Origin of the sequence: Shewanella xiamenensis, from assembly GCF_024971755.1 — a bacterium.
Lineage (GTDB): Bacteria > Pseudomonadota > Gammaproteobacteria > Enterobacterales > Shewanellaceae > Shewanella > Shewanella xiamenensis.
On the sequence record NZ_CP079718.1, the window covers coordinates 2571390 to 2592008 of the forward strand.

General features: G+C 46.2%; 16 protein-coding genes. 7 read left to right on the plus strand and 9 right to left on the minus strand.

Annotated features, from left to right (window positions below; all coding sequences use genetic code 11):
• Positions 1–54 precede the first annotated feature (54 nt).
• Entirely contained in the window at positions 55–1917 is a 1863-nt protein-coding gene (locus tag KXJ80_RS12585) for a M2 family metallopeptidase (protein WP_249553817.1), read from the minus strand.
• Between the two features lie 218 nt (positions 1918–2135).
• Between KXJ80_RS12585 and psrA the strand changes: the two genes are divergently transcribed.
• Both psrA and KXJ80_RS12595 read left to right on the plus strand, forming a co-directional pair.
• On the plus strand, positions 2136–2774 hold the full coding sequence (psrA, locus tag KXJ80_RS12590) for a TetR family transcriptional repressor PsrA (protein WP_037429545.1): 639 nt from the start codon (positions 2136–2138) through the stop codon (positions 2772–2774).
• A 16-nt stretch (positions 2775–2790) separates the two neighbouring features.
• Entirely contained in the window at positions 2791–5070 is a 2280-nt protein-coding gene (locus KXJ80_RS12595) for an acyl-CoA dehydrogenase (RefSeq protein WP_259474431.1), read from the plus strand.
• 140 nt (positions 5071–5210) lie between these two features.
• Here KXJ80_RS12595 and pyk read toward each other — a convergent pair whose 3' ends face one another.
• Positions 5211–6650 (minus strand): pyruvate kinase, encoded by a 1440-nt coding sequence (gene pyk / locus KXJ80_RS12600; RefSeq protein WP_259474432.1) that lies wholly within the window; start codon positions 6648–6650, stop codon positions 5211–5213.
• A 185-nt stretch (positions 6651–6835) separates the two neighbouring features.
• Positions 6836–7690 carry a MurR/RpiR family transcriptional regulator gene (locus KXJ80_RS12605; protein WP_011072455.1) on the minus strand — a complete coding sequence of 285 codons (855 nt, stop codon included), beginning with the start codon at positions 7688–7690 and terminating at the stop codon, positions 6836–6838.
• 312 nt (positions 7691–8002) lie between these two features.
• On the opposite strand from KXJ80_RS12605, the gene zwf reads away from it, so the two are divergent.
• The 4 genes from zwf to KXJ80_RS12625 are packed head-to-tail and all read left to right on the plus strand — an operon-like array spanning position 8003 to position 12684.
• A complete protein-coding gene (zwf, locus tag KXJ80_RS12610; RefSeq protein WP_037418717.1) occupies positions 8003–9475 on the plus strand; it encodes a glucose-6-phosphate dehydrogenase in 1473 nt (490 codons plus the stop codon).
• A 9-nt stretch (positions 9476–9484) separates the two neighbouring features.
• Entirely contained in the window at positions 9485–10183 is a 699-nt protein-coding gene (gene pgl, locus KXJ80_RS12615; RefSeq protein ID WP_037418721.1) for a 6-phosphogluconolactonase, read from the plus strand.
• Positions 10184–10195: 12 nt separating this feature from the next.
• Positions 10196–12022, plus strand: a complete 1827-nt coding sequence (gene edd, locus KXJ80_RS12620) for a phosphogluconate dehydratase (protein ID WP_218738533.1) — start codon at positions 10196–10198, stop codon at positions 12020–12022.
• Between the two features lie 20 nt (positions 12023–12042).
• Positions 12043–12684, plus strand: coding sequence for a bifunctional 4-hydroxy-2-oxoglutarate aldolase/2-dehydro-3-deoxy-phosphogluconate aldolase (locus KXJ80_RS12625; protein WP_055648241.1), 642 nt, complete (start codon positions 12043–12045; stop codon positions 12682–12684).
• 73 nt (positions 12685–12757) lie between these two features.
• On the opposite strand, the gene KXJ80_RS12630 is transcribed toward KXJ80_RS12625, so the two are convergent.
• The 3 genes from KXJ80_RS12630 to KXJ80_RS12640 form a co-directional block, all read right to left on the minus strand.
• The gene (locus KXJ80_RS12630; protein ID WP_218738532.1) at positions 12758–14098 is read right to left on the minus strand and encodes an anti-phage deoxyguanosine triphosphatase; all 1341 of its coding nucleotides are present in this window, start codon (positions 14096–14098) and stop codon (positions 12758–12760) included.
• 25 nt (positions 14099–14123) lie between these two features.
• Entirely contained in the window at positions 14124–14711 is a 588-nt protein-coding gene (gene yfbR / locus KXJ80_RS12635) for a 5'-deoxynucleotidase (RefSeq protein ID WP_037430288.1), read from the minus strand.
• A 220-nt stretch (positions 14712–14931) separates the two neighbouring features.
• On the minus strand, positions 14932–16146 hold the full coding sequence (locus tag KXJ80_RS12640; protein WP_037418735.1) for a pyridoxal phosphate-dependent aminotransferase: 1215 nt from the start codon (positions 16144–16146) through the stop codon (positions 14932–14934).
• Positions 16147–16886: 740 nt separating this feature from the next.
• On the opposite strand from KXJ80_RS12640, the gene KXJ80_RS12645 reads away from it, so the two are divergent.
• The gene (locus KXJ80_RS12645; RefSeq protein WP_140906663.1) at positions 16887–18269 is read left to right on the plus strand and encodes a Na+/H+ antiporter NhaC family protein; all 1383 of its coding nucleotides are present in this window, start codon (positions 16887–16889) and stop codon (positions 18267–18269) included.
• A 213-nt stretch (positions 18270–18482) separates the two neighbouring features.
• On the opposite strand, the gene KXJ80_RS12650 is transcribed toward KXJ80_RS12645, so the two are convergent.
• The 3 genes from KXJ80_RS12650 to kdnB form a co-directional block, all read right to left on the minus strand.
• Positions 18483–18698, minus strand: a complete 216-nt coding sequence (locus KXJ80_RS12650) for a DUF2897 family protein (RefSeq protein ID WP_069455005.1) — start codon at positions 18696–18698, stop codon at positions 18483–18485.
• A gap of 28 nt (positions 18699–18726) precedes the next feature.
• The gene (kdsB, locus tag KXJ80_RS12655; RefSeq protein ID WP_011622622.1) at positions 18727–19464 is read right to left on the minus strand and encodes an 8-amino-3,8-dideoxy-manno-octulosonate cytidylyltransferase KdsB; all 738 of its coding nucleotides are present in this window, start codon (positions 19462–19464) and stop codon (positions 18727–18729) included.
• An 82-nt stretch (positions 19465–19546) separates the two neighbouring features.
• A complete protein-coding gene (gene kdnB, locus KXJ80_RS12660) occupies positions 19547–20617 on the minus strand; it encodes a 3-deoxy-alpha-D-manno-octulosonate 8-oxidase KdnB (protein WP_218738531.1) in 1071 nt (356 codons plus the stop codon).
• Positions 20618–20619 lie beyond the last annotated feature (2 nt).

A 20619-nucleotide genomic window follows, 5' to 3' on the forward strand; every position in this document is an offset into this window, starting at 1 on the left:
GCATTTTTATCGGTTTAGTTTAAGGCGTGGATATGACTCGCACCTGAGGCTTAATTACCAGCCACATTGACGATTCGCAGCTTTGTTCTGCTCATCAAGCCAGATTTTAAGTGGCGCAAAATAATCGAGTACGGCGCTCGCATCCATTATTTCCGTTCCTGTGACTTCTTTTAAGGCAACGGGCCAAGGTTGGCTTGCACCAAGCGCTAACATTTTATTGAGTTTTTCTCCAGCCGCTTGATTGCCGTAAATACTGCATCGATGCACAGGGCCCTTGTCTCCAGCCGTTTCACACAGCGCCTTGTGGAACTGGAATTGCAGAATATGCGCGAGAAAATAGCGGGTATAAGGCACATTACCGGGTACATGGTATTTTGCACCTGGGTCAAAATCGGCTTCGCTGCGGTCAGTCGGGGCCTTAACGCCTTGGTATTTCTCTCTTAATTCCCACCAGGCTTGGTTATATTGCGCAGGGGTAATTTCGCCACTAAATACCTTCCAACGCCATTGGTCGATCATCAAACCAAAGGGGAGAAAGGCGATTTTATCCAGAGCTTGTTTAAGCAGTAAGCCAATATCCTTCGAAGCATCGGGCACGTCTTCGAGCAAGCCAATCTGTTTTAGATAGCTCGGGGTGATAGATAGTGCAATCGTGTCACCAATGGCTTCATGGAAACCATCATTGGCACTGTTTTTAAATAGGAAAGGTTGTTGTTTATAGGCACGTTGATAGAAGTTGTGTCCAAGTTCGTGGTGAATGACGGTAAAATCTTCAGCGGTTTTTTGGATACACATTTTGATGCGGATATCATCTAGGTTATCCAGATCCCACGCGGAAGCGTGACACACTACGTCGCGATCTTTGGGTTGTAAGAATAAAGAGCGGCTCCAAAAACTTTCTGGCAGCGGCGCAAAGCCCAAAGAGGTGAAAAAGCTTTCGGCTTGTTTCACCATCTTCTGCTCATCGTAGCCTTTCTGCTCAAGTAGCTCGGTCACATCATAGCCAGGATCGGCATCATTCGGGGCGACGAGATCGTACACATTCCCCCATTGCTGCGCCCACATATTCCCTAGCAAATGTGCCGGAATCGGGCCTGTTTTCGGCGCAATGGCATCACCGTATTCGTTATTCAGCTCGCCGCGAACATAACAATGCAGGGATTCGTAGAGGGGTTTAACTTGTCCCCATAAACGGTCTAATTCCTGTGAAAATTCATCGGGTTTCATATCGTATTGGCTGCGCCACAACTCGGACAGATTCGCGTAGCCTAAGTCTTTTGCGCCTTCGTTAGCGAGTTCAACTTCACGTTGAAATAGCGGACGCATTGGTTTTGCAATTTCACGCCAGCCTTTCCACGCTTCAAGTAATTTAGCGGGATCCCGTGATTCCGCCATCAGGGTAGACAGTTCAGGTTGCGTCATACATTTGCCATCGGCGAAGCAATATTTGCCTTTACCGTAGAGCCCATTGAGCTCGGAGCTGATTTGCGCCAGTTCAGCATTTTTGGCGGGATCCAGCGGCGCAGGTAACACAAGTGCGCTACGTAGAATATTTAGTTTGCGGGCATTGGCGGGATCAAGTTCAACATTGGCATATTTTGCGGCTTCAGTGGCGAACTTGACGGACGCGGCGCTGACTTTTTCACCCACTGCGGCCGATAATGCTGCGGTATCTTCGGTGATGAAATTGCTATAAATCCATTCGGCACGATTCGCTTCAATGGATAACAGCGCCATTTGCGCTTCAGCATCTTGAATAAAGGCAATGGCTTGAGCTTTATCGGGTGCATTTTTGTTAGCAGTAGGCTTAGCGGCGGTAGCTTCGGCCTTGCTTTGTGCATCGTTACATGCGGTTAAGCCTAAGGTTAGCGCGATAGTGAGCGCAAGTGTTGTGGGACGATTCAATCGAATAACCATGTATCGCAGTCCTTTGTTGTTTTTGTGTTGCACATTCTACCTAAGTGGATTGTATTTTGAATAAAACTTGATGGCTTTTGGCTCTTTTTTGCAATCACTGTGATTGGCTTGTTAAGCCTCGTTGTTGTGACGCAGCTTATTTGGTCATTTTTCGTTTGACAATGACCATACCAATGTTTAATTTAAACGAGTGTTTTAAATTAATTCAAGGTCACGGAATGGCAAGTCGATCTGATACAAAAACAAGAATACTTGATGCTGCAGAGAAACTCTTTGCCGAAAGAGGTTTTTCTGAGACGTCATTACGACTTATCACTAGCAAGGCAGAGGTCAATTTAGCGTCGGTGAATTATCACTTTGGCTCTAAAAAAGAGTTAATCCGTGCAGTGTTAGCCCGCTATTTAGACGTTTTTATGCCCGCAGCATCGACGGCTATAAAACGTTTACATACTGCATCCTCTCAGGCTTCGCTAGAGGATATTTTATCGGCGTTAGTCGATCCGTTATTGGATTTAAATGACTTGCGCACGGAAGGTACCACGATTTTCCTACAGCTACTTGGACGAGGCTATATCGAAAGCCAAGGGCATCTGCGTTGGTTTATCACCACCCACTATGGACAACATCTAGATACCTTTGTGAAGGCGGTATCGGCCAGTGCTCCCCATATTCCTCAGGCAGAAATGTTTTGGCGCTTACACTTTACCCTCGGCACAATCGTTTTCACTATGGCTTCAGCTGACGCCTTAAACGATATTGCTGCGGCCGAATTTGGCGAGCACAACGATATTGAAGCCGTGATCCGTAAAGTGATCCCCTACATGGCCGCGGGCGTATCAGTTCCCGTAGCTTCTTAATAAAAAGGTCTTGATTATGTTGACGATTATAATTATTGCCCTGATAGCTGTTATTGCGCTGTTTGCAGTAAAAAGCCTCAGAATGCAATTTATCACCCAGCCAGTTTTCCATTTTTTCAAAAAAGTGTTACCGCCATTATCCGATACTGAGCGCGAAGCGATGGAAGCGGGCGATGTATGGTGGGAAGGGGAATTATTCCGCGGTAACCCGAACTGGAACACGCTGCACAGCTACGGCAAGCCAACGCTTACGGCAGAAGAGAAGGACTTTATTGATAATCAGGTCATGACGGCCCTGACAATGATCGATGATTTTGACATTGTCCATAATCGTAAAGATTTGCCGCCAGAGCTGTGGGATTATTTCAAAAAAGAAGGCTTCTTTGCGCTGATCATTCCGAAAAAATTTGGTGGTAAAGCGTTTTCGGCTTATGCCAATTCGACGATTGTGAGCAAGTTAGCTAGTCGTAGCGTGAGTGCTGCGGTAACTGTGATGGTACCTAACTCATTAGGCCCTGGTGAATTATTAACTCACTATGGCACTGAAGAGCAAAAGGAACGTTGGTTGCCCGCATTAGCGAAAGGCGATGAAATACCTTGCTTTGCGTTAACAGGCCCAGAAGCAGGCAGTGACGCGGGCGCAATCCCAGATGTGGGCATTGTGTGCCGTGGTGAGTTTAACGGCGAAGAGGTTTTAGGCCTTAAATTAACCTGGAATAAGCGTTATATCACCTTAGCACCTGTTGCAACGGTATTGGGTTTAGCCTTCCAGATGCGCGATCCTGACGGTCTATTAGGTGATAAAAAGAATCTTGGTATTACCTGCGCGTTGATCCCAACCGATCATCCTGGCGTGGTGATTGGTCGCCGTCATAATCCACTTAATATGGCGTTTATGAATGGTACAACCCAGGGCGATGAAGTCTTTATTCCGCTCGATTGGATCATTGGTGGTCCAGAATTTGCGGGCAGAGGCTGGCGCATGCTGGTTGAATGTTTATCAGCGGGTCGCGGTATTTCTCTGCCAGCGCTGGCAACTGCTTCAGGCCATATGGCAACCAAAACCACCACTGCATACAGTTATGTGCGCCACCAATTTGGTATGGCGATTGGTCAGTTTGAAGGGGTGCAAGAAGCCCTTGCTCGTATTATTGCCAATACCTACCAGTTAGAAGCTGCACGTCGGTTAACCACCACGGGGATTGATCTTAAAGTCAAACCCTCAGTGGTGACGGCTATTGCGAAGTTCCACATGACTGAACTTGGCCGAGCTGTTATGAACGATGCGATGGATATTCAGTCGGGTAAGGGGATCCAATTAGGGCCTAAAAACTACCTTGGCCATCCTTATATGTCGAATCCAATTTCGATCACCGTAGAAGGCGCGAATATTCTTACCCGCTCGTTAATGATCTTTGGTCAAGGCGCAACCCGTTGTCATCCTTACGTTCTGGCTGAAATGGAAGCGGCAGCTATGGAAAATCAGCACGAGGCGTTTGCGCGTTTTGACTCGTTGCTAATGGGTCATATGGGGTATGCGACGCGTAACGCGTTCAGTGCATTATTTAGTGCCTTAACTGCGAGTCGTTTTGGTAGCGCCCCCGTAAGTGGCGAAACCAAACAGTACTACAAAGATATGTCCCGTTTGTCTTCGGCGCTGGCCTTTATGACGGACATTTCAATGTTGATTATGGGCGGCGATTTAAAACGCAAGGAAATGTTGTCTGCACGGATGGGCGATGTATTGAGTCAGTTGTACTTAGGCTCTGCAACGCTAAAACTATTTGAAGACAATGGTCGCCAACAGGATGATTTACCTGCGGTACGTTATGTAATGGCTAATCGCTTGCACTTAGCGGCGAAAGCACTAGAAGATGTGATCCGCAACTTCCCCAATCGTCCAGTTGCTTGGTTATTGCGAGCACTCATTTTCCCCATCGGCAATCATTTTAATGCGCCGAGCGATAAAATGGCGACTGAGCTTGTCTCTGGCATGTTAAAACCGAGTCCTGCCCGTGAGCGTATTACCTTCCTTTGTCCTGAGTTTGAAGGCGATGTGGGTGGTATTGCTGAAGTAGAACAAGCGTTTGTAGCACAGTATGCCTGCAAAGAGATTTACAAAAAACTCAAAAAAGCACAGCGCAGCGGTGAGTTACCTGCAAAAGTACCAAACTTGGTTCTATTTGCTAAAGCGTTAGAGCAGGGCACGATTAATAGCGAAGAACATCAAACACTATTGCATGCGGATAAGTTACGTTTAGCCGCTATCAATGTGAATGATTTTGAAGCCTTATAATCTGATTTGCTAGCACGACTACAATAGTTTCTCACCGTAACAAGAGATAAAAAAACCACCTCAACTGAGGTGGTTTTTGTTTTTAAGTTTAATGACTTTTAGCCTAACTTTTTCGTCTAACGAAAGCCAATCAGCAAAGATTAAGCGACGATTAGCACTTTACAAGTGTTAGTGCCACCGATGGTTTCCATCGCATCACCTTTGGTCATTAACACTAAGTCACCGCTGTGTAAGTAACCCGTTTTGGTTAATGATTCTAATGCTTTTTGTGCGAGCTCATCGGCTGGATAGATCGTTGAGTCGAAGTAAATCGGTAATACACCACGGTACAGAGCCATCTTCGCCAGTGTTGTGTCATGGCGAGATAGGCCAAGGATTGGTAAAGATGAACTGATACGCGACATCAGTTTAGGTGTTGCACCTGATTCTGTTAAAGCAATAATCGCTTTAACACCTTCTAGGTGGTTTGCCGCATACATAGTTGATAGGGCGATGGTTTCTTCAACTGAGGTGAAACGTGCATCCAATCTGTGTTTAGAGACTTTCACACTTGGGTGAGATTCTGCACCAACACACACATTCGCCATTGCTTTAACCGTTTCTTCAGGGAAGTCACCGGCAGCGGTTTCGGCTGATAACATCACGGCGTCTGTACCATCAAGCACGGCGTTTGCCACATCCATCACTTCTGCACGGGTTGGCATTGGGCTTGAGATCATTGACTCCATCATTTGAGTCGCAGTGATGACAATTTTATTGAGCTGACGCGAGCGGGCGATGAGTTTCTTTTGCACTGCCACAAGTGCAGCATCACCAATCTCAACCCCTAAATCTCCACGGGCAACCATGACAACGTCAGAGGCTAAAATCACATCATCCATTGCTTCATCGCTAGCAACCGCTTCTGCACGTTCAACTTTCGCGACGATCAGTGCATTGCTACCAGCCTGCTGTGCTAAAGAACGTGCGTATTCTAAATCGGCACCGCTACGTGGGAAGGAAACGGCTAGATAATCCACTTGGATCATCGCTGCGGTGAGAATGTCAGCCTTGTCTTTTTCGGTCAGTGCCGCAGCGGACAAACCACCACCTTGCTTGTTGATCCCTTTATTGTTTGATAAAGGACCAGCAACCGTTACCGTCGTATGGACTTTACGACCTTCGACGCGCTCAACGCGTAGTTGGACACGGCCGTCATCTAGCATCAGGATGTCGCCAACATTCACATCATCAGGTAATTGCTTATAGTCGATACCGACTTGATTCTCATCGCCTTCACCTTTGGGGAGTTCAGCATCAAGAATATAAGCTTGGCCTAATTTCAGTTGGACTTTCTTGTTGTCTTTAAAGGTAGAAACACGGATTTTAGGACCTTGTAGGTCACCTAAAATCGCTACATGTACACCTAATTCTTTTGCAATTTCGCGAGCTTGAGTCGCGCGTTTGAGATGATCTTCGGGGGAGCCGTGGGAGAAGTTAAGACGAACAACGTTTGCACCTGCCGCGATAATACGGCGTAAGTTATCGTCACGGTCAGTGGCGGGGCCCAGGGTGGTGACGATTTTGGTTCTGCGGAACATAAGATACTCCGTTAAAGTTAAAAAAATCTTGTGACTATATTAGCATGCAATTCCAAATTATGTAGTAAAGTTACAATCAAATTGATCTGAAGTTATGTTTTAAAATTGTGAGGTATCGCTGAAATTTGCTTTAAAAAAGGCTAGACGTAGGGTTTGCGCTAGCCTTTTTAAAGATAGGAAGTGAATTACAGTATCGGATCTTTATTGATACGAGACTCTTTCAACACTTCTTTTACCCGTTTTAAATTATCACGGAAACGAGGGCCGCGGCGTAGGGTAAAACCCGTCGCCAATACATCTATAGTCACCAATTGCGCTAAACGCGAGGCCATAGGTAAATACATATCTGTATCTTCAGGCACTTCCATAGTTACAGGTAGTGTACATTCCATAGATAACGGCGAGTTACGAGCCGTAATACCAATAACGGCTGCACCGTTTTCTCTTGCTAAACGTGCTATTTCAATCAATGACTTAGTGCGGCCTGTGTGGGAAATTAAAACCACAACATCGCCTTCATTGCTGTTGATACAGCTCATGCGTTGCATCAGAACATCGTCAAAACAGATGACAGGCACATTAAAACGGAAAAATTTATTTTGTGCGTCATGGGCGACTGAGGCTGATGCTCCTAAGCCAAAGAATGAAATTGTCTTGGCCTGAGTCAGAATATCTACGGCTTTATTGATGGCCGCTACGTCTAAACTTTGACGTGCTGTATCTAAGGAAGCCATTGAAGATTCGAATATTTTTGTTGTGTATGATTCGGGAGAATCATCTTCTTCCACATGGCGACTCACATAAGGCGTGCCGTTTGCGAGACTTTGTGCCAGATGTAACTTAAAATCAGGAAAGCCTTTAGTATCTAAGCGGCGACAGAAACGGTTCACAGTAGGTTCACTGACATCTGCCATCTTAGCGAGTGTGGCGATACTGGAGTGAATAGCTGTTTGCGGAGAGGCTAAGATGACCTCTGCAACCTTGCGTTCTGACTTACTAAAATGGGTGAGGCTTTTTTGAACCTTTTCTAGGGTATTCATACGCGTATGTCCGCTAAATTGAGTATGTAATTTTATTTTTTTTTGTTTAGTGCCACAGATCAGCTTGACGATCCCACTAATCAAGATTGCTTAAGTAAGTTTTACGTCGTTTTTTGAAATAAGAATTTACTATCATCAGTAATTTAAGCACAAAAATCATATCAGATTTATGCCTTAGGTGCCTAGTTAGCTAGAATGTTAATATTGATAAAAAGAGATGCATTTAACAAATTCTGTTGTTATATTACAACAAAAGTGTGGATTCCTTCATTAGCATGAAGGGACACGACATACAAAGGAGAGCGTAACGCAATGGGCAAAACATCATCAGGCGCCAAAGCTTGTGACTTCGTACTCTTTGGTACTAAAGGCGACTTGGCAAGACGCAAGTTGTTACCTTCTTTATACCAGTTAGATAAGGCTGAACTTCTCGACAAAGATACTAAGGTGATCGGTGTCGCAAAAGATGAATTTAGTCAGGATGAGTTTAGAGAGCTAGTCATTCTTGCGTTAAACACCTTCGTCAAAGAGCCCCTCTGCGAAGAAACGCTTAACCGATTCGTGTCCCGTTGTCATTATGTCGGCACTAATTTTACTGATTCAGCAGGTTACAGCGCCTTCCATGAATTGCTCAAACCAGAAGAGCGCGTCATGGTCAGTTACTTTGCCACCCCACCGTCGATTTTTGGGGATATCTGCCGCTGTTTACATGAACAAAATCTGATCCACAGCGACTCGCGCGTCGTTCTCGAAAAACCCATTGGTTCTGATCTCGCATCTTCCCGTGTGATTAACGATCAAGTTTCTGCCTACTTTAAAGAAAGCCAAGTCTACCGTATCGACCATTATCTCGGTAAAGAGACCGTTCAAAACTTAATTGCGCTGCGTTTTGCTAACTCCTTATTTGCCTCTAAATGGGATAACCGGACCATTGACCATGTCCAGATCACGGTTGCCGAAGAAGTGGGTATCGAAGGCCGTTGGGGTTACTTCGATAAAGCTGGTCAAATGCGCGATATGATCCAAAACCACTTACTGCAAGTGTTGACGCTGGTTGCGATGGATCCACCTGTTAACTTAGATGCTGACAGTATCCGCGATGAAAAGGTGAAAGTACTGAAGTCGCTGCGGCCGATTAATGCTGACAATGTCTATGAAAACACCGTCCGTGGTCAGTACAGTGCGGGCTTCCTCAAGGGCAGTCCAGTGCCTGGTTATTTAGAGGAAGAGGGTGCGAACGTACACTCGCATACTGAAACCTTTGTGGCGCTGCGTGTCGACATCGATAACTGGCGTTGGGCTGGCGTGCCGTTTTATCTGCGCAGCGGTAAGCGCATGCCGTTTAAGAGTTCTGAAATCGTGGTGTACTTTAAAAATCCACCGCATAACTTGTATCGCTCTAGCTACCGTAACTTGCCACCTAACAAGTTAACCATCCGTCTGCAACCACACGAAGGGGTTGAGATCCAGATGATGAACAAGGTGCCAGGGTTAGAGCAAAAACAACGTCTGCAAACCACCAAACTCGACTTGAGTTTCTCGGATACTTTCAAAAACGAGCGCATTGCCGATGCCTACGAGCGTTTATTGCTTGAAGCCATGCTCGGTAATCAAGCCTTGTTCGTTCGCCGAGACGAAGTGGAGCAAGCTTGGACATGGGTTGATGGCATCATCCAAGCATGGGAACAGAGCAATGAAAAACCGAAACCTTATCCTGCGGGCACTTGGGGCCCCGTGGCTTCCGTCGCGCTGATCACCAAAGACGGTCGTTCGTGGGATGAATAGGGGGCTTTGATGATTAAAGAAACCGTATTTAAATCCTTTGATACACCTGCTGCGCTCGAGCAACAGTTAGCGAATAAGATCGCTAGCCAGTTACAAGAGGCGGTGGATGCCCGTGGTAAGGCGAGTTTAGTGGTCTCTGGCGGCTCAACGCCGCTGAAACTGTTTGAGCTACTTAGCATGAAATCTATCGACTGGAGTGATGTTTACATTACGCTTGCCGATGAGCGTTGGGTCGATGTCGAAGATAGCGCCTCTAACGAACGTTTAGTGCGTGAGCATTTATTGCAAAACCGCGCGGCCAATGCCAAGTTCCGCGGATTGAAGAATATGTTTTCCACCGCCGAAGCGGGCGCCGATATGACCGCCGAGTTGCTGTCTAACTTCCCGCGTCCCTTCGATGTGGTGGTGCTCGGGATGGGCAACGATGGTCACACTTGCTCATGGTTCCCTTGCAGTGCTGAGTTAAACGATGCCTTAACTACTCAAGCTTTGTGCGTGGCAACCAATCCCACCACTGCGCCCCATGGTCGGATCACATTATCTAAGAATGCGATCCTCAATAGCAGACAGATTTATCTGCATTTGGTTGGGGAACAGAAATTATCCGTATATCGTCAAGCCTTAGAAAATGATGATGTTAATGCTATGCCTATCAGAGCCGTATTAGCGCAGCGTAAAACGCCCGTTGACGTGTTCTGGAGCGCTTAAGGAGTCACTCTCATGCACTCAGTCGTTCAATCTGTTACCGACAGAATTATTGCCCGTAGCAAAGCATCACGTGAAGCATACCTTGCTGCATTAAACGATGCCCGTAACCATGGCGTACACCGTAGCTCGTTAAGCTGCGGTAACTTAGCCCACGGTTTTGCGGCTTGTAACCCCGATGATAAAAACGCATTACGTCAATTGACGAAGGCCAATATCGGGATTATTACTGCATTCAACGATATGTTGTCAGCACATCAACCCTATGAAACGTATCCTGATTTGCTGAAAAAGGCCTGTCAGGAAGTGGGTAGTGTTGCGCAGGTGGCCGGTGGTGTTCCCGCCATGTGTGACGGCGTGACTCAAGGGCAACCTGGGATGGAGCTGAGCTTACTGAGTCGTGAAGTGATTGCCATGGCAACCGCGGTTGGCTTATCCCACAATATGTTCGATGGCGCCTTACTCCTTGGTATTTGCGACAAAATCGTGCCCGGTTTATTGATTGGTGCGTTAAGTTTTGGCCATTTACCTATGCTGTTTGTGCCAGCAGGCCCGATGAAATCGGGTATTCCTAACAAGGAAAAAGCCCGTATTCGTCAGCAATTTGCCCAAGGTAAGGTCGATAGAGCACAACTGCTCGAAGCGGAAGCCCAGTCTTACCACAGTGCGGGTACTTGTACCTTTTATGGTACCGCTAACTCGAACCAACTTATGCTCGAAGTGATGGGGCTGCAATTGCCTGGTTCATCTTTTGTGAATCCAGACGACCCACTGCGTGAAGCGTTAAACAAAATGGCGGCGAAGCAGGTTTGTCGTTTAACCGAACTGGGCACTCAATACACGCCTATTGGTGAAGTTGTTAACGAAAAATCGATAGTGAACGGCATTGTTGCATTGCTGGCGACCGGTGGTTCAACAAACTTAACCATGCATATCGTGGCGGCGGCGCGTGCGGCCGGCATTATCGTCAACTGGGATGATTTTTCTGAATTATCCGATGCGGTGCCATTGCTGGCTCGGGTTTATCCAAACGGTCATGCAGACATTAACCATTTCCACGCCGCGGGCGGGATGGCTTTCCTTATCAAGGAATTACTCGATGCGGGCTTAGTGCACGAGGATGTCAACACAGTTGCAGGTTTTGGTCTACGTCGTTACACCCAAGAGCCCAAATTACTCGATGGCGAACTGCGCTGGGTCGATGGTCCAACCGTCAGCTTAGATACCGAAGTATTAACCTCTGTCGCTACACCTTTCCAAAACAACGGTGGTTTAAAACTGCTTAAGGGCAACTTAGGCCGCGCGGTGATAAAAGTGTCTGCCGTTCAACCGCAGCATCGAGTGGTGGAAGCGCCCGCTGTGGTGATTGACGATCAAAACAAACTCGATGCGTTATTTAAATCCGGCGCATTAGACCGAGATTGTGTGGTGGTGGTGAAAGGCCAAGGGCCGAAAGCCAATGGTATGCCAGAGCTGCATAAACTAACGCCGCTGCTAGGTTCACTACAGGATAAAGGCTTTAAAGTGGCGCTGATGACCGACGGTCGTATGTCGGGCGCATCGGGCAAAGTGCCTGCGGCGATTCATTTAACCCCAGAAGCGATTGATGGTGGGTTAATTGCAAAGGTACAAGACGGCGATTTAATTCGTGTTGATGCACTGACCGGGGAACTGAGTTTATTAGTCTCAGACACCGTGCTTGCAGCCAGAACTGCCGCTGAAATTGATTTACGCCATTCTCGTTATGGCATGGGTCGTGAGTTATTTGGGGCACTGCGTTCAAACTTAAGCAGTCCAGAAACCGGTGCGCGTAGTACTAGCGCCATCGATGAACTTTACTAATACAAAGGAAGAATAACGCAATGCTTGAGAATAACTGGTCATTACAACCACAAGATATTTTTAAACGCAGCCCTATTGTTCCTGTTATGGTGATTAACAAGATTGAACATGCGGTGCCGTTAGCCAAAGCTCTGGTCGCCGGTGGGATTAGCGTGTTAGAAGTGACATTGCGCACGCCGTGTGCTCTTGAAGCGATCACCAAAATCGCTAAGGAAGTACCAGAGGCGCTAGTCGGCGCTGGGACTATTTTAAATGAAGCCCAGCTTGAGCAAGCGATTGCTGCGGGCGCGCAATTTATTATCACCCCTGGTGCAACAGTTGAACTGCTCAAAGCGGGGATGCAAGGCCCGGTGCCGTTAATTCCTGGCGTTGCCAGTATTTCCGAAGTGATGACGGGTATGGCGCTTGGTTACACCCACTTTAAATTCTTCCCTGCTGAAGCGTCTGGTGGAGTGGATGCACTCAAGGCTTTCTCTGGCCCCTTAGCCGATATCCGCTTCTGCCCGACAGGTGGTATTACGCCGAGCAGCTATAAAGATTACTTAGCGCTGAAAAATGTGGATTGTATTGGTGGCAGCTGGATTGCACCTACTGATGCGATGGAGCAGGGCGATTGGGATCGTATCACTCAGCTCTGTAAAGAGGCGATTGGCGGACTTTAATCCGCTATTGCACGGATTAATTTGTGAATAAAAAACCACCTTTGCGGTGGTTTTTTATTACTAAATCAAAAGGCTACATTTCTTTACTCAACTCCACGTTTGAGCCAGCCTTAGGGCTAAAGAGTTGTTGATAGAGCCGTCCGGCAAACTCGTCCGTCATCCCTGATATATAATCGGCTAAGACTCTGTGACTGTTTAGACCCTGTTGTTCGCTTGCGCGCCACCGCTCTTGAGTGTTAAGCGGTAACAGGCGCTCGGGATCGGAGGCAAATGCTTCAAATAACCCCATCACAATTTGTTGCCCTTTGTATTCGAGCATTTGGATCTCGGGTTTACGGATAACATATTTATACACTAGCTGTTTTAATACATTGAGCGCATGGGCAAAGTCGGGTTCAAGGCTGGCATTAAACCGCAGCAACGGTTCCTCGAAAGCCGGATCGTCATTGATGATAATGGCGGTGACAAAGCCATTCACTAAGGTACCTATGGCATCTTTACGCAGATGATGCTCGTGGGAGAACAGTTTAGTACCGATATCGGCCAATTCTTGGCGGATCCAGAGATCATTACTGTGCTCAAATGTTGGCGCCACATCCTGCTGCCATTGTGATGCTGTTACTATCCCCATGACGATGGCATCTTCAAGATCATGTACTGCATAGGCAATATCGTCCGCCAGCTCCATGATGGAGCAATCGAAGGATTTATATTGGGTACGCAGGTGCGGGTAGTTGGGCTGAACACTTGGTTGGACTGAGGTAAAACGAGTTCTATCTGCCGCAGATAATGGCTCAAGCACCCAGTCGAAGATGTCATTATCATCGTCGAATATGCCTTTAACTGGCGGCCATTGTGACGGTTTAAGCTGTCTGTGGTTGGTGATTTCAGGATGATTGCCTGCGACAAACAGGTGCGATTGTGGTGCGGGATATTTTAAAATTCCTAACATGGTTCTGCGACACAGATTCATCCCAAAATCTAAGGTGTAGGGCTCGAGTTTAGAGAGAATACGAAATGTCTGGCCATTGCCTTCAAAGCCTCCGTGGTGGCGCATCATATAGTTAAGGGCAACTTCACCACCATGACCAAAGGGCGGATGACCAATATCATGGGCAAGGCATAATGATTCCAGCAAACTCATTGAGTCTAATAAGGGCTTATGCTCGGGATATTTACGACTTAGCTGAGCGGCGATCCCCGTGCCGATTTGTGAGACCTCCAGTGAGTGGGTTAAGCGTGTGCGATAGAAGTCATTCATGCCTACGCCAAGCACTTGGGTTTTTGCTTGCAGGCGACGAAATGCAGCAGAGTGGAGGATCCGCGCCCTGTCCCTTTGGTATGGGCTGCGATGATCATTACGTCTTTGTTTATCTTCACCATGGCGGCGTTCTTGCCAAACACTTGCGGTCATATGCATTCCTAGCGGGAGTGGTACATCAGAGCATCTTGTTTATTTCGTCTAAATTCAAGGTAAAACTGGGTACAAAGCAATCCATAAAATATTTCACGGCAGGATTAGGATTGGACTCGAGCATGGCTTCGAGGCGTTTTCGTGCGGTGTTAAATTCAGTATTGCCAGCGCGATTTTCCTCTAAACACTTCAGGTAAGCACACAGGGTATCGGCTGATTTAACTATGGCTTTGTAGATTGGATCGGCGTTATCGCTGATAAACAGGCTGCGATAATCCTCTTTAAATTCATCAGGTACCATATCGAGCATGCGCTGTTCGGCAATGGCTTCAATTTTTTTATACTCGGCTTCAATTTCTTTATTGAAATACTTCACCGGGGTGGGTAAATCGCCAGTTAAGATCTCACTGGCATCATGGAATATGGCCAAACTGGTTGCTTGATGGGCATCGAGAGTCGTGCCAAATTTCTTATTACTGATGATGACTAAGGCGTGTGCCACCATGGCGACTTGCAGAGAGTGTTCCTGAACGTTTTCGGTGCGCACGTTGTACATTAAAGGCCAGCGCTGGATAAGTTTCATTCTGGCAAGGTGGGCAAATAAATGACTCATAAGGCTCCTTTAAATGAAGGCTAAAAGGCGCGTCACTCGACTCTGAAGATAAGTGAAAAGCAAAGTGCAAGTACGGCTATTGAGCGTAAGCCTAACACTTATCGCAAGGATAAGTGAGTGAAATAATGGCAGGATTTACAGAACAAATACAAAAATAAAGCGATCTTGTTGACCGCTTTATTGCCTAGGTTTGCTAAGTAACCGTGATGCTTAAACCCATTTATTGTTTATAGGCTTCTAAGAAGTTACCAAATTCAGTTAATGCCTTCGTCAGATCTTCTTTATAGGGTAAAAACACCACACGGAGATGATCAGGTTCCGGCCAATTAAAGGCCGTGCCGTGCACTAATAGGATTTTTTTATCCCTTAATAAATCGAGTACTAGGCGTTCATCATCCCTGAGATTGAACTTTTTCATATCCAATTTGGGGAAAGCATAGAGTGCGCCCTTAGGCTTTTTCACGCTCACGCCTGGGATTTGATTCAACAGCTCGTAACAGGCATCCCTTTGGACTGTGAGGCGGCCATTAGGCAGTATCAGCTCGTTAATACTTTGATAGCCACCGAGTGCGGTTTGAATCGCATGTTGATTGGGCACGTTGGCACACAGGCGCATCGAGGAGAGCATCTCTAACCCTTCGATATAACTCTTTGCAGCCTTAAGATTACCAGACAACATCATCCAGCCAACACGAAAGCCCGCAGCGCGATAAGCCTTGGATAGCCCATTGAAGGTAACCGTTAAAATATCGTCCGACAGACTAGCCGCAGGAATATGTTTGGCTTCGTCGTATAAAATTTTGTCGTAAATTTCATCAGCAAATAAAATCAGGTTGTGTTCACGGCAAAGCTCGATAACTTGCAGCAGTAATTCTTTGCTGTAAACCGCACCCGTAGGATTATTCGGGTTGATTAGTACAATACCACGGGTGCGAGAAGATATTTTGCTCTTAATATCATCAAGATCGGGAAACCAATCCGCTTCTTCATCACAGCGATAATGTACGGCTTTACCGCCGGCTAAGTTAGCTGCGGCCGTCCACAGTGGGTAATCGGGCGAAGGGATCAGTACTTCATCAGCGGTGTTCAATAAGCCCTGCATGGCCATCATAATCAGTTCTGACACGCCGTTACCAATATAGACATCTTCGATATCAACGCCATAGATACCCTGCGCTTGATAATGCTGCACGATCGCCTTGCGGGCTGAGAATAATCCTTTTGATTCACAGTAGCCCTGGGCACTCGGGAGATTAAGGATCACATCGCGCACAATTTCTTCGGGTGCTTCAAAACCGAAGGGAGCTGGGTTACCAATATTGAGTTTGAGGATCCTGTGTCCTTCGTCTTCTAAACGTCTGGCTTCCTTGTGCACTGGGCCGCGGATGTCGTAGCAAACAGTATCCAGCTTATTGGATTTGATGATAGGGCGCATTTACACCTCGAAACATGCAGTTAATTTTGGCTTAAGTTTGTGCACCATAACGAAATTATCTGATTTAAGGAAGGGGCATTGAGCACAAATACCATGTTTTTTTTATTAAACGTACTAGTTAAATATGCTTTAACCTGGCATTAAATAAATTCATACAAGTTATATGTGCCGTTATTGTGTCTAATTTTGATTTTTTATACTGCATCTTGTTATGGGGTTAGCCTTTGTACCTATCAATTAGGCTGCATTGGCTCATGCACTCTGTTTTACTACAACCACATTACCCTAGGGGCAAGATGTTAGTAAAAATGTTAATCAGTGTTTGCTTAACTGCTGATTTATCAGAGTTGATTTAAGTTAATGTCGCATTATCCTGCATTCGGTAATTTTTCGATATTTAGGCAGATTAACTGAATGCTTATTAAGCATTTAGGTTGAAATAAAAAATTCATCACACTCTAGTTATTTTGTTTAAAATCAAGTTGATAAATCATTTTTTAATTCAAGATAAAAAATTATTTAGCGCTAGCATAAATTTATAGTTGACTCGATATTCGATGCGCTTTATTTTCTGCGCGATGTTTTCGGCAGGGCACCTAAGATAACAAGCTTTTAGCAGGTTTTATCAGCGGAGTTAGTCATCATGAAGCAGCAATATTGGCGTCCGTTATCGAGGTGATTTCAGGCGCTGTTCTAAAAACTTTTGCCTTTTAGGCGACTTATTTAGAGGACCTAAGTGCATGTCTGAACCGACAGCGTTAAGTCTTATTCCACCTTTGGTGGTATTGGTGTTGGCCATTTGGTTACGCCGCCCCATTTTATCTTTGATCATTGGTGCGGTAACGGGTTTTTTGTTACTTGATCCAACGCAAGTTTTAAATAATTTTGCAAGTACTTCATTAAAAGTCATGGCCGATGAAACTATCGGTTGGTTGATTTTGGTGTGTGGCTGTTTTGGTGCCTTGATTGCGCTGTTAGTACGTACTGGCGGTGCTTTGGCATTTGGTCGAAATGCATTGAAATTTGCAAAAGGGCCAAGATCTTCCCTGTTTATGACCTTTATTCTGGGAATTGTGATTTTTATTGATGACTATCTGAATGCGCTAACTGTGGGTGAAACCATGAAGCGTGTAACGGATAAGTTTAAAGTCTCCCGCGAAATGCTGGCTTATGTGGTGGATTCCACAGCGGCTCCTGTGTGTGTATTAGTGCCGCTCTCCACGTGGGCGGTGTTTTTTGGTGGCTTACTGGTCGATAACGGTGTGGCCGCTGAAGGTCAGGGCATTAGCGTCTACATGCAAGCTATACCCTATATGCTTTATGCTTGGTTAGCCGTCGCGATGGTATTACTGGTTGCATTGGGCGTGGTACCTGCTATTGGCCCGATGAAAAAAGCCGAGCTGCGCGCAGCAAAAGGCGAGCCCGCTGAAGCGCAAGTCGATTTAGACCAAGTGCAAACCTCTGATGAATATGCCATCGCGGCAATTGAAGAAGAGTTTAAGCATGCTGACAATCAAGGCAAATTGCATAACTTTTTAGTGCCAATTTTATTACTGGTTGCTTTTACCGTTTATTTTGATATCGACGTGTGGAAAGGGTTATTAGCGACGCTGGTTATCACGCTCCCTTACTATGCAGTTCAGCGTTTGATGCCTCTCTCAGAAATGATGGATCAAATGATTGATGGTTTTAAGAGCATGTTGCCAGCTATTGGTACTGTCATTGCGGCATTTGTGTTTAAAGATGTGTGTGATGCGCTATTACTGCCACAGTACGTGATTGAATCTTTAAGCCCATTTATGACGCCTAAGCTGTTACCTGCCGTGGTATTCCTATCAATGGCGATTTTGGCCTTTGCGACGGGTTCTAGTTGGGGAATTTTTGCAGTAACTATCCCAATTGTGATGCCACTGGCGCAATCGGTGGGTGCGGATATTCCATTAGTGATTGGTGCGCTGTTGTCGGCTTCTTCTTTTGGTAGCCAAGCGTGTTTCTACTCTGATTCAACCGTTTTAGCTGCCCAAGGCTCGGGTTGTAACTTAGTAAGCCATGCGGTGACTCAGTTACCTTATGCGCTAATTGCCGCGGTTATTGCATTCTTTGGCTTTATCCTGATTGCTTAATGCGTGACTTAATACATAAAAAACCAGCTTCGGCTGGTTTTTTTATGCGCGAATGTTAATTGTAGCTTTGTGCTAACCGCTAGTTTATGGATGAATCACTTGAGTTCGTTTGTTACAAAATCTGAAGTAGGATTTAAAGGGATGGTAAGAAATGCAAAAAGGCGCCGATGCGCCTTTTTGTGAGGGGAGATCAAGATGAATGTTAATCTTAGTCTATTTGGACTGATTCGAAGACTTATCTGGATTTTGCGTTTCGTTACCATCGGCTTCGTGTGGAGGTTGAGTTATGTCGGATTTTAGTTGTTTCTCTTTATCGTGCTGACCAAACTGTGGCAGTTTGAATTTGGCACTGTATTTCAGTGCGGCAAGATTGCTGGCAATCACACCTACCACCAAAATTATAATGATCCACACTTCTAAGCTCGACATAACAACTCCTTATTGAGCAACACCCTGATTAATCAACGGCTAAGCGCTGCTCACACTTACGAATATCTTCTGGCGTGTCAACTTCGATTGAGTCAAAGGCGCTGATGGCAACTTTGATCTTATGGCCATGTTCTAGGGCGCGTAGTTGCTCTAATTTTTCCAGATCTTCGAGGCGGCCTAATGGCAGGGCTGCAAAGGCTTGCACAAATCTGCGGGTGTAAGCATACACGCCTAAGTGCTTGTAAACTGGATAATCTTTGGTATCGCGCCCGAAGGGAATACGCGCGCGGGAGAAATACAGCGCGTAATAGTCGTTATCGAACACCATCTTCACATGCATAGGATCGTCAAGTTCGGCCTTGTTGACAATTTCATAGCCGAGGGTCGCCATTTCAAACTCGCCAGGGTGACGTTCGAAGAGGCTGATCACTTGCTCAATGGAGGTTGGGTCGATTAAGGGTTGGTCGCCCTGAAGGTTGATGACCAGATCGTCATCCTTTAAACCTAATTGGTTAATCGCATCATTGATACGGTCTGTGCCCGATGCCGCATCAGGGCTGGTCATGACCACTTTGCCGCCAAAACCTTCTACGGCGCTTTTAATACGCTCATCATCGGTTGCAACGTAAATATTGGTGAGGCCTTTGGCTAACGACGCGCGTTCATACACGTGTTGGATCATCGGCTTGCCGTTAATCGGGGCTAAGGGCTTGCCCGGGAAGCGGCTTGAACCATAACGCGCCGGGATTAACAGAGTCACATTCATTAAATTATCCTACTTTATCAGAGATATGCAGTGTAGATAGACAAAAGGGCTCACAATGAGCCCTTGTCATCTGCTTGAGAGCTTAAATGCGACGGAACAGGGCAGTCAACATTTCGTCAGTGACTTTCTCTTCCCATGTTGGGCCGTACACGTTTGCCCATAATGGACCCATGCTCTTAGTCACGGCAACCATTTTCGCGATGGTTTCATCTGGTAGATCTTTACAGATGTTCTTTGGCAGAGTGATGTTGTGTTTCTTCATCATCTGACGGAACTCTGCCACACCTTCTGGGTAGAATTCTTCTAACACGTCAAAGGCGATACAGTTACCGATACCATGGTGGTAGCCGAGGATATAAGACAGACCATAGGATACCGCGTGGCACGCACCTACTTGGCTGTAAGCGATACTCATACCGCCCATAAATGACGCCATCATCAGCTTGTCGTCTTTTTCTGGGTGATCTTCTAAGTACACTTGGCGGCAAAGCTCCATGGCTTTTTCGGCATAGGCTTTAGAGAATTCGTTTAAGAAGGTACCTTCTAAGGATTCAACGCAGTGGATATAGCAATCCATACCGGTGTAGAACCATTGGTCAGTTTCAACGCCATCGATTAACTCTGAGTCCATGATGATTTGGTCGAACACTGTGTAATCTGAGTTCAGACCCAGTTTACGCACTGGACCACACAATACTGCGGTGCGTGACGCTTCAGCACCGGTACCAGAAATTGTTGGAATACCAATGTGGTGTACCGCTGGGTTTTTGATTAAATCCCAACCTTGGTACATGGCTGAGCCGCCTGGATTGGTCAGCATTAGCGATACCGCTTTTGCCACGTCCATGGTTGAACCGCCACCTAAACCGACGACGCTGACGGGCAGTTTGCTATTGAAAGCTTGCACTTGTTCGGTCAGGGCATCGATTTGCACTGTGCTTGGCTCTTCATCAACGTTAACCCAAATCAGTAAGTCTTGGGCTTTGACTGGGATACGTGCTTCGAGTGGTTTGCCTTGGTGAACGTCATCGACTAAAAATACCACGAAGTCATCGTCGGTTTTACGCTGGGCAGCTAAGACGTCGTCTAACTGAGCGAAAGAGCCACGACCGAAGATCATCTTTTCAACTACTTTAAAATTTTTAAAACTCATTG